This window comes from Flavobacterium sp. Flavsp81, from assembly GCF_059491325.1.
In genome coordinates, this window is record NZ_CP168505.1 from 1,732,530 (window position 1) to 1,744,242 (window position 11,713).

Below are 11,713 nucleotides of genomic sequence, written 5' to 3' on the forward strand. Positions count from 1 at the left end.
AATGGCTTTTTCCCTATATTTATGGTCTAAAAACCAAATATGATAACATCAAGAATTATTTCTAATGGAATTCTGAGAGCGTTGACTACAATACTAGTTGTTGGAGGTATTTTATATTTTTTATATGAAATTCAAACAGTAATTGTTTATTTATGTATCTCCCTGATATTGTGTTTAATTGCAAATCCATTAGTGCAATTTTTAAAAAACAAACTGAAGTTCAGTAATTCGTTAGCTGCTACAACTACTATAATTCTTTTTATATTAGCAATGGTTGGGTTTATTTTGCTTTTTGTTCCGTTAATCATTTCTCAGGCCAACAATTTATCATTATTAGACACCAATCATTTACAAGAGCAATTTGTACAAACAGAAAAAAATATAGAAAGCTATTTCAACATTCAACACGTAGATTTAAACAAAGTTCTTAAGGATTCAAAAATAACTACGATGTTTGATTTTACTTATTTTACAAGATTCATAAACTCTATTATGGGGTTTATGGCAGATATGGGAATGGGGTTGGTTTCTGTATTTTTTATTACTTTCTTTTTCATAAAAGACCAGGAAATCTTTAAAGATCAGGTAAGAAGAATTCTTCCGGATACGAATGAAGATAAAATCTTAAACTCGATTACCAAAACAAATCATTTACTAACCCGATATTTTGTTGGTTTGCTATTGCAGTTAACAGTTGTTTTTATTCTCTATCTAATTGTTTTAATTATTTTCGGAAATAAAAATGCATTCGTTATTGCATTTTTGTGTGCCATCTTAAACATAATTCCTTATATCGGACCCATTATAGGAACAACCTTAGCCGGAATCCTAACCATGATTAGTTTAATTGGAAAAGATTTCCAATCAGAAATTTTACCAACAACAATTTATGTAATTATAGGCTTTCTAGTAGTTCAGGCAATTGATAACAATATCAGCCAGCCAATAATCTCATCAAAAAGTGTAAATTCGCACCCGTTAGAAATATTCCTGATTATTTTAATCAGTGGCATAACTTTTGGAATTGTCGGAATGATTATAGCAATTCCGGTTTTTACTATGATCAAAGTAATCTTAAAAGAATTTTTTCCTGACAACAAAATTGTCTCCGTATTAACTGAAAGGATTTAGCATTGAACACTTCTATTTTAAGCAAAAATATTCAGGACTTTATAACTCAGAATAGCGGTGCTTCGATTCCACAATTAGCACTTCAGAAAAACCCGTTTCCTGAAGTCGACTGGATTTTAATTTTAAATCAAATTGAGGCGAAATCAAAAGCGAAAGATAAATTACCTACCTGGTTTTCAACAGAAAACATTATTTATCCGGGCAAAATTTCCGTAGAGCAAACATCTTCTGAAAAAACAGCAGCTTACAAAGCTTCGTTAATTTCCGGAGAAACCTTAATTGATCTTACGGGAGGTTTTGGAGTTGATGATTATTACTTTTCCAGAAAATTCAAAAGCATTTCACATTGCGAAATCAATACAGATTTATCGGCAATTGTAAAACATAATTTCGAGCAATTACAAGTAAAAAATTGTGACTTCTATGCTGATGATTCTACAAATGTTCTAAATCAATTAAACCAAAAATGGGACTGGATGTACATTGATCCATCCCGCAGAAATGATGCAAAAGGCAAGGTTTTCATGCTTAAAGACTGTTTGCCAAATGTTCCGGAGTTATTAGATTTTTATTTTGAAAAAACAGATTCAATTCTAATAAAAACTGCTCCCCTGTTAGATATTTCAGCAGGTTTATCAGAATTGAAATTCGTAAAAAACATTCATATTATTGCACTTGAAAATGAAGTAAAAGAATTGCTTTTTGAAATTCACAATCATTATTCAGGTGAAATAACCATTAAAACAGCCAATATCTTAAAAGACAAAACAGAAACATTCGAATTTGTTTTAGATGGTTCCAATTTGCCTTCTTACCATCTACCTCAAAAATATTTGTACGAACCCAATGCTGCGATTATGAAATCTGGTGGTTTTGATGAAGTCAGTGCAGTTTTCAATATCAATAAACTCCATAAGCATTCTCACTTATATACTTCCGAGGATTTAATTGATTTTCCGGGAAGAGCTTTTGAGATAGAAAAAGTCATTTCCTACAATAAAAATGACATGAAAGCAGTACTCATAAATCAACAGGCAAATGTTACTACCAGAAACTTTCCGGACACTGTGGAAAACATCAGAAAAAAATGGAAAATAAAAAATGGAGGAAATCTGTATTGTTTTTTTACAACTGATAAAAATGATAACAAAATAGTTTTAATTTGCAGAAAAATAATTTAAAAATGAAACAACTAATTACTTTTACTTTTTTCCTATTAACCTTTACCGGATTTGCCCAAAAACCATGTGAATACAGCACTAATGTAACAGATTCAATTGGTACCTATAAAGTAACAAATGAATATTTGATTAGTGAGAAATACTTTGGAGGAAGTTTTAGTTATATTTTCTTTTCATTAGCGCAAACTGATGGTTTACCTACGCTAAATTTGCAGTATATTCAAAAAAGTAAAGATTTTATAAAAGCAAATTGTTTTGACAAAAATTCAAAAATTTTTCTACAATTAGAAAACGGAAAAATAGTGAGTTTAATGCATATCAATCAGGAAAATTGCGGCACTCTTGTTCGTGATGATAAAGGTTTTGATAATCGCATAAATACTGGGATTTTTATGTTTATGAAGGATAATTTTGAAGAACTGAAAAAATCTCCTGTTTCGATTATGCGAATTAAATATTTAACAGATACAGTAGATTATATTGTAAAAGGAGAACTGATATCAGAACTAAATGGCAAAGTCACTCATCCAAATACATATTTTATGGAAAACATCAGATGTGTTCAGTAATTTTAATCACACTTCCATTTTTGGTTGGAAACTTTATCTTGTAAACCGGTTTTTAAATTGTAATGCCACCATTCAGAATCAAAAGAATTAAAGCCATTTTTAACCATTATTTTTTTAAGGTATTTTCTGTTCGAAAGTACTTCTTTTGAAAGCTTAGTATAATTATGACTGGCCTGAACTCCAAAAAAGTCAAAAGGAGTTCCCATATTCATTTCTTTTCCTGTAGCATCGACTATAGAAATATCAACGGCTCCACCCCTATTATGGATGGAGCCTTTTTTTGGATCAGCCACATACTCCGGATTCGATACGATCTCCCACATTTTTTTCTGAATAGATAAAGGTCTGTAACAATCAAAAAGTTTGATTTTATATCCTTTCTTCATAAAATCTTTATTAGCCGAAATTAAAGCTTCAACAGTCTTTAAACGCAAAAAACATTCAGCACAATCATATACTTTTGCCTTTAGAAAATTATCGTCTGTCGCGTACTTCATATCATAGACAAAATCTTTACTGTACTCTTTTAGATTCACAAAAGTTGTGTCTGCTATTTTATCTGAAGTTTGTATTTGTGCATTTGAAATTTTTACTAATAAAAAACAAATAATAAGTAATAAAAATTTTATGTTTCGTATCATCGACGGTATAATTTAATGATTATCTATCCATTTTGGTTATAAAATTATAATAACGGAATTAACAAATTTAACAAATTACAGCCGGGATTAACTAATAATTTTCTATTCTGATATTTTTATTTTTATTGGTTTATTGATACTTTTTAAAAAACAAATTTGATTGTCAAAAAAACAAGCTATTAATTAAATTATTCACAAAAAAAAACAACAAAATACCAACTCTTACACATATGATTTTGTTTTTAAATTAAATTGTAAAACTGTTAAAAAAATAGTTAGAAATGTTTAATCAATTCATAAAAAGAATTAGTTTTACAAAAAATTAACAAACTAATCTGTGATAAAAAATTCTACAAAAGCATTATTTATATTAAACCTGTTTCTAATATGTGCAATAGTCATTTTTATTTTTTTAACTTTCAATTCACAGTCTAAAGTTGTCTATGTTGACAATGTTAAAATTTTTAACGATTTTAACATGACAAAAGAGTTAAAGTCCTCCGGTGAAAAAGAATTCAATTCTAAAAAAACATATATTGATTCTTTATATTTAAAATTACAATCTTCAGAAATTTCTCCTCAGGAAAAAAAAACAGTAATGCAGGAATTTATCCAGAAAAAGGAAGAACTCGAACAATTTAATCAAATTTTTGCTTCTGAACAATCTTCCAAAATTTGGAACAGAATTAAAAGTTATACTTCAGAATTCTCAAAAGAAAACAAATACAAACTTATTATTGGTTCAGAAAACAAAAGCAACGTTTTATTTGCTGATGAAGATATTGATGTAACCAACGATTTACTTACTTACATAAACAAAAAATATGAAGGACTTAAATAAGATTATTTTTGTCTTACTGTTTTTTGCTTTGTTTTCTTGTAAAAAAGATGTTCAATCAACCAATTCAGACGATTCAGAAATCAGGAACCGTTACTTCAATCTGGAAAAAACAGGCTGGAAATCCCGTATGTATACCCAAACAGTAGAAGACATTGGTTTTACTGCTGTCGAAGTTCCTATCCAGTATTATTTGCTGAAAGATCTGGGAACAGAAGACTTAAAAACGGTAGATTCCCTGTATGAAGAAAACAAAAGAGAGCGTATTATTGAATTTACCTTTCAACAAGACGAAGAAAAAGATTTATTATCCAAAGATTTTACAGCAATGGAATACACGGATGCTGTAAAGTACATGTCTTTTGGCCTGAACAAAGACTTTTATGTGGTTACCTCAAAAAATGATACTATTGCCTGTTCAGGGGTTACTTTCGAACGCAACTTTAAAATTGCTCCTTATCAAAAAGTGATGCTGTTCTTCTCCGAAATAGATCCAAACGACAAAATACAATTAGTTTACAACGACTTCCTTTTTAGAAAAGGAACCCTGAAATTTAAATTTAAAGATCCCTTTACCCAAATAGCCTTATGATCAAGCAAAAAAAAATAAGCAAAATAAAAAAAACAATCGCTATTTATTTAGCCATGATGATTCTGTTGGAAACATTACAGCCAATGCAGATGTATGCACTGACAAGTGGTCCGACACAACCGGAATTTAATTCATTTACTCCCATAGGCACTTCCGATATGGTGGATTTAACCAATGGGGATTTCAATTACAATATCCCGATAATGGATGTAGGGGGATATCCGCTAAACCTTTCCTATAATTCCGGAATAAGCATGGATCAGGAAGCATCCTGGGTAGGCTTGGGATGGAATCTGAATGTCGGTCAGATTGAACGCCAGGTCCGCGGATTACCCGATGATTTTAACGGTGATGAAATGATTTACGAAAATAACCTTAAAAAGAATATAACCGTAGGTACCAATTTAGGTGTAAATGTAGCCTTTGCAGGAAACGACAGTAAGCTGTTTACAGCCGGAGCCGGAATTGGAGTTGAATATAACAATTATGAAGGTGTTTCTTTTCGGCCTTCATTTGGAGTCGGATTTAATTTAAGCGACGAAGTGTCTGTAGGATTAAATATTTCCAGCTCAGTAGCTGAGGGTGCAACTGTAACCCCTTCGCTCAGCATTTCTCAAAAGTTAACAACAACATCAAGTTCCTCAACGAATTATATTGATGGTACAGGTACAATTGGTTTAGGCATAAACAGCAGAAAAGGAATAGAGAACCTTAATCTGTCCGCATCAGTAAAAAACAAATCCTATATAGCCAATTGCGAATCTAATCATGACACGAAAATAGAATCAAAAGGGAGTATTGGAGGAAGTATATCTTTTAATAATCAGAGCTTTACACCAAGTAAACGAATAGGGTTTAAAAATTACAGCTTTAGTTTTAATGGTGCCGTGGGTTTTGAAACATGGTTTTTAGAACCACAGTTTCAAATGACCGGATACGGATCTTATCAGGAAATAGCCCCGGAATATAAATATCGCAAAGAAAAAGCTTTTGGTTATGAATACACGGAATATAAAAAAAACCAATCAGGCATATTAGATTTCAACAGGGAAAATGAAAGAACTGTTTCCGAAAATACAACTGCACTTCCCGTAACAAACTATACGTATGATACTTATAATATTGAAGGACAGGGCGTTTCGGGAATGTTCAGGCCGTACCGTTCCAAAGTAAGTTATGTTTACAATGATGCCGTTGTGGACAGAGGAATAGGTATTAGTACAGGAGCAGAATTCGGCATTGGGGAATTATTCCATTTTGGCTTTGATTTTAAAGCAACAACGACTGTCAGTTCTACGGATGGATGGTTTAAAAATAATAATGCAATAAAATATCTGGCAGAAAAAAATACAGATAAAAAAGCACCGGATTATGAACCGGTAAGTTTCAGGTTGGTTGGAAGTATGGCCGTAGATCCGGAAATCAGCATTTATGACGGAATTCAAAACACAAACCCATTACGTTTCGGAATTGGCGGGGTATCCAAAAACAGGACTGTAATACCAAGATATTTTAATGAAACTGCCAATACGAGTACTATTCCCAATAAAAGGACCAAACGGGTTTTGAGAAACCAACTGGTTCAGAAAATTACGAATGCGGAGGCAATTAAAGATCCTTTTATTGAAAGGAATACCTTTGCCAAGCCTGATCATACTGCTGCAATAAAAGTAGTACAGAATGACGGTAGCACTTATGTATATGGCAGCACCGTTTATAACTCAAGAAAGGTAGAAGCTACTTTTGATGTGTCAGGTAAACTTGCACTTGCAGATAATACAAAGGGATCAGTTCCTTATGATGTAGATTTAACTAAAAATTACAGCAACAATAGTGACCAATATTTAAATAAGATTACGACAAACCCATATGCACACTCTTATTTATTAACTTCCGTATTGTCTTCTGATTACCAGGATATTGACGATAACGGTCCCACGATAAATGACCTGGGAAGTTATACTAAGTTTGAGTATCTAAGTAGAAATTCTAATTACAGATGGAGAGTTCCTTATGAAAAGGCCTCTTATAACAGAGGGCTTATTTCTAAAACCGAGGACGAAAAGGGAACTTACCTGTATGGTGAAAAAGAATTAAAATATTTAAACCGAATCGTTACTAAAACGCATGTAGCTTTTTTTGATCTGGATGAAAGAAAAGATGCCAGAGGTGTTCAGGGAGAAAGCGGTGGTATGGGTTCCGGAAAAATGTATAAAATAAAATCAATCCGATTATATGCATTGCCTGAAGTAACCAATACAGCAGGAGATATTATTGATCCGGGTGAAAACGGAGTTGTCAAACCCATAAAAACGGCTTATTTCGTTTACAATTATAGTTTATGCAAAGGAATGCCCAATAATGATGGAACTGCAGTAGCCCTTGCAAATGATAATGCAGGTGGGAAGCTAACATTAAAACGCGTTTATTTTACACACAGGGGGTCCAAAATGGGAAAATATACCCCGTATGTTTTTAATTATGGTGAAATTACGGATCCCAACGACCCTGATTATATTCCTAATCCTGATCCTACTAATCCTAATCTTAATCCCAACAACCCTGATTATGATATAAAAGGCTTTGATATCTGGGGTAATTATAAAAATAATCCCCTTCTAAGCGGCAACAGCGAAGTACCTGCATCTGCGTTGTCAACAGCAGAATTTCCTTTTGTAGAACAAAATACCGCCCAGGCCAATTTATATACGGCTGCCTGGACATTAAAAAGGATTACTTTGCCCTCAGGAGGAAAAATTGCAATAGAAACCGAAAGTGACGACTATCAATATGTCCAGAACAAAAAAGCCATGCAGATGTTCAAGGTTTTAGGCTGTGGAGAAACACCAGTTCCGCCATCCACTGTAACCAGTACATTATATGACAAAACTAAATCAAATAGATATTTGTATATCAAATTAGATAATGAATCATCAGGTTTAACCAAGGAGGAATTTATCGCCAAATACTTAGCAGAAAATTTAGACAAACCCATTCAGTTTCGCTTTTTATTGAATATGACAAGCCAAAGCTGGCAGAAGGAGTATGTTTCGGGATACTTTAAAATCAATGAAAATGCAGGAACCACTCCAATAGCAATTACAGATCAGACAACAGGAGGTCCTATAGTGGCAATCCCATTGGAATTCCTAAAGCTCGATGGCGGAGTTAACAGCAATGCTGACGTTAATCCTATAGCAAAAGCCGGGTGGGGATTTGGAAGAACTTATCTTAACAGGGTGGTTTACAGTATAGGGGGCGACAGCGTGAATGATGATTTTACTTCCATTGTCAAAGACCTGGTAGGAAGCATTAAGGCTATTTCGGAGATATTCAATGGCCCGAACAAGGCATTAAAGGATAAAGGCTGTGCCAGTAATTTTGATCCAAACAAGTCATGGATCCGACTGGAAAACCCGAACGGGCGAAAATTAGGCGGCGGACTACGGGTAAAATCTATAAAATTAAGCGATAACTGGGGTAAAATGCTCGGTAATACGACATCTCCGGATACCGATAGTATGGAATACGGCCAAACGTATACCTATAACGATCAATTTGGAAAATCGAGCGGAGTGGCCACTTTTGAGCCCAATTCATGCTCCGAAAATCCTTTGGTGGAACCCTTTTACAACAACCAGGGTAATTATGCGGAGAATATAGCGGCACCAAAAGAAAATAATTATGTCGAGAAACCATTTGGACAAAACTTTTTTCCTGCCCCAAGAATTACCTATTCCCGGGTTTTGGTAAAAAATCTGGACCGCAAAGATGGGGCAACCCAGTTTAAGGTAAAAACACACGCTACAGGCCTGGTCGTTACGGAACATTATACCAGCTATGATTTTCCAACAAAAGTCAGTTATACAAAAATCGATACCAGACCCGACATCGTCGATAATACTGTTTTAGGCGCAATAGTTAAAACAGGGAATGTCAGGGTCAGGAACCATCTTACCCTCACACAGGGATATTCGATTGAAACCAATGACATGAACGGCAAAATAAAATCCCAATATGTATATTCCGAGAGTCAGGCTGACCTGTTATTACAACCGAACCCTGAGACTCCGGCCAAGCCGATTTCATCCGTAGAATACAAATACAATGTTGGTGCAGATGGAAATTTAGACAATAATTTAACGACTATCAATTCGGCAGGAGAGGTAAAAACAAAATTAGTGGGGGTGGATTATGACCTGATCAATGATTTTAATGAAAGCCATTCCGAAACCAATCTTGTAGGGTTTGATGCGAATGTCGCCACGGTCTTATTTGGTATTTTTCCTGTATTTGTACCCATGGTTATCCCTAAATTATCCTACCATGAAAACGTGCTGCGAACCGCTGTCACGACAAAACACGTTCATAAAACAGGTATCCTGATTGAAAAAACAGCCTACGATTTAGGCTCCACCATATCGACGAAAAATATCGCCTGGGATGCCGATACCGGAGAGGTTATTTTGACCCAGACCCAAAATGAATACGACAACAATTATTATTCCTTTACCTATCCCGCCTATTGGATGTATGATGGTATGGGCATGGCCAGTAAAAATATCGGCATTGAAGGGGAATTGATTTCGAATACCCTGGCAGCGCCAGCCGGTATGTCTGCTTCATCAACAGATGCAGGATACAAATTAAAAGACTATATAGGACCCTTAAAGAGCCTGTTTCATGTGGGGGATGAACTTTACATAAAAGACGGATTGACACAATCCTCTTCCACATTTGGACAAAACCAGCCAATCGTATACAAATTATGGGTTATCAGAGTAGACAATAGTGGTATATTATTAATGGACCGGGATGGGAACTATACCAATCCATGTGCTGACAACAACACTATTAAATTTAAAATTATGCGATCCGGATACCGCAACCTGCAATCGGCAGCCATGTCAACCATAACAACGATGACAAACCCGATTGCAAACGGCAATTTAAATGCAAATAGTTTTATGTATTCCGGTTCTTCAGGCATCAACCCGAGAATTATAAATGCAAGCGCTGTCGCATACAAAGATTTTTGGAACCCCCAGAAGGAATCCGGTCTGAAACCGTATCCCGAAAGAGATCCAAGTAAATATATTACCAATCCCGGTCCCGGAGGCCTGCCGGTAACGGTATATGGAGGTGCTCCTTATACGGACGAAAATGGCAATCCGGCTTATCCATTTGATGTTAAAACAAATCCGTATTTATGGAATATAAAAGGAAACTGGAAAGCGGAGAAATCATATGCGTATTTGGCCGGAAGAAATTCAACTCCTGCCGCTAATGCCAACGATCCCCGAAACGAGGGCTTTTTTAACAGTTTCTCCCCTTTCTACCAGCTCGTTAATGGGGTATGGACCGCCAATACAACCAACTGGACCTATGCCAGCAGTGTAACAAAAGTAAGCCCGTATGGGGCAGAACTGGAAAACAAGGATGCCCTGGAACGTTATAGCGCCGCCCAATACGGCTATGGGTATAAGCTGCCAATGGCCGTGGCTTCCAACTCCAAATACCAGCAAATGGGGTTTGAAGGGTTCGAAGAAGTCAAGACAGGAAAAACCGATAAGCATTTTGGTTTCAATACCGTTTCAGCTGATTTTGTTTCAACGGAATCACATACAGGTAAAAGCAGTTTAAAAGTACAGAATGGTCAGACTAAATCATTAACCCGAAAACTCACCCAGACCTATACGCCTTATTCCTATATAAGTTGTGCTGTTGATCCTAATTTATTTTGTCCTGTAGGAACAGTTGTAGATGGAGCGACATTAACGAATATTGGGATGGATAATAGTATGTGGGTGATCAGGCTTACCTATGGCCTTGTGGGAGATGGTTCTGATCCAAATATCAACACATCAGGTCCTCAATCTGGAAACTATCCAATATCATTATATACAATTAAGAAAGTTAATAATATAGTGTATGTCGGTATTAACAAAACTGAATTAATTAAGCATCAAGGCGGTGGGGTGTATGCCGGGCAGCCTTTCTATACTACAATTATTTATTATGTAAACGGGACCCCAATAAGCACTGTCAGGGCTGGGTATAAACCAGCTTCCGGCACTTTGACAAATGACTGCAACAGTTCAATAGGGTGGTAAATATCAAAAAAATAAAAAAAATGAAAAAAACAATATACACCTTGATCCTATTGCTGATCATCACGTCAGCCTCTTTTGCCCAAAGCGAGGGATCTTTCATGCCCCTTACTTCAACTACCCTCACTACAAAATATATTGTAAGCGGCTGGGTTAAGGAAGCGCAAACGGTATTGCCGGTAAGCTATGGCAACAGTTCCATTATGGTTACTGTTACCAATGTCTCGGCAACCAGTACAACCTACACTCCCTCGGGGGCTATTATTGACGGATGGCAGCGTATTATCGGTATCCTGGAAATTCCGCCTATCACAACTTTAGATACAAATGCAAATATCAAAATTGATTTAAAATGTAGCGGAAGTACACCATGCTATTTTGACGATATCCGGTTTTATCCCTACGATGGAAGCCTCAAAAGCTTTGTTTATGATGAGGATACCCAAAGGCTTATGGCCGAGCTGGATGAAAACAATTATGCCACTTTTTATGAATATGACTTGGAAGGAGGCCTGATCCGGGTAAAAAAAGAAACCGAAAAAGGCGTGTTTACCATTCAGGAAACCAGAAGCAGCACTGCTAAAATTACTCCATAAAGAGATTTTCCTTTTTTAGCAAAAACTTTCAACTACCAATTAATAATATTATAAA

8 protein-coding genes are annotated in these 11,713 nt (G+C 35.3%); 7 read left to right on the forward strand and 1 reads right to left on the reverse strand.

Annotation, left to right across the window (positions count from 1 at the left end; translation table 11 throughout):
• Positions 1-39 precede the first annotated feature (39 nt).
• The 3 genes from ACEN92_RS06930 to ACEN92_RS06940 are packed head-to-tail and all read left to right on the forward strand — an operon-like array spanning position 40 to position 2,881.
• Complete coding sequence (locus tag ACEN92_RS06930; RefSeq protein WP_495641642.1) at positions 40-1,131, forward strand: AI-2E family transporter; 1,092 nt, start codon at positions 40-42, stop codon at positions 1,129-1,131.
• Positions 1,132-1,133: 2 nt separating this feature from the next.
• Positions 1,134-2,312, forward strand: coding sequence for a THUMP-like domain-containing protein (locus ACEN92_RS06935; protein WP_495641643.1), 1,179 nt, complete (start codon positions 1,134-1,136; stop codon positions 2,310-2,312).
• Between the two features lie 2 nt (positions 2,313-2,314).
• Positions 2,315-2,881 carry a hypothetical protein gene (locus ACEN92_RS06940; protein ID WP_495641644.1) on the forward strand — a complete coding sequence of 189 codons (567 nt, stop codon included), beginning with the start codon at positions 2,315-2,317 and terminating at the stop codon, positions 2,879-2,881.
• Positions 2,882-2,883: 2 nt separating this feature from the next.
• Here ACEN92_RS06940 and ACEN92_RS06945 read toward each other — a convergent pair whose 3' ends face one another.
• Complete coding sequence (locus ACEN92_RS06945) at positions 2,884-3,522, reverse strand: M15 family metallopeptidase (RefSeq protein ID WP_495641645.1); 639 nt, start codon at positions 3,520-3,522, stop codon at positions 2,884-2,886.
• Between the two features lie 337 nt (positions 3,523-3,859).
• Here ACEN92_RS06945 and ACEN92_RS06950 point away from each other — a divergent pair, with 337 nt between their 5' ends.
• From ACEN92_RS06950 to ACEN92_RS06965, 4 genes are read left to right on the forward strand one after another with little or no spacing between them, the layout of a single operon-like run.
• Positions 3,860-4,363: an OmpH/Skp family outer membrane protein gene (locus tag ACEN92_RS06950; RefSeq protein ID WP_495641646.1), complete on the forward strand. Its 504-nt coding sequence runs from the start codon at positions 3,860-3,862 to the stop codon at positions 4,361-4,363.
• Entirely contained in the window at positions 4,347-4,952 is a 606-nt protein-coding gene (locus ACEN92_RS06955; RefSeq protein WP_495641647.1) for a hypothetical protein, read from the forward strand. Before ACEN92_RS06950 ends, ACEN92_RS06955 begins: the two co-directional genes overlap by 17 nt.
• A complete protein-coding gene (locus ACEN92_RS06960) occupies positions 4,949-11,065 on the forward strand; it encodes a hypothetical protein (protein WP_495641648.1) in 6,117 nt (2,038 codons plus the stop codon). Before ACEN92_RS06955 ends, ACEN92_RS06960 begins: the two co-directional genes overlap by 4 nt.
• 20 nt (positions 11,066-11,085) lie before the next feature.
• Positions 11,086-11,658, forward strand: coding sequence for a hypothetical protein (locus ACEN92_RS06965; protein ID WP_495641649.1), 573 nt, complete (start codon positions 11,086-11,088; stop codon positions 11,656-11,658).
• Positions 11,659-11,713: the final 55 nt, after the last annotated feature.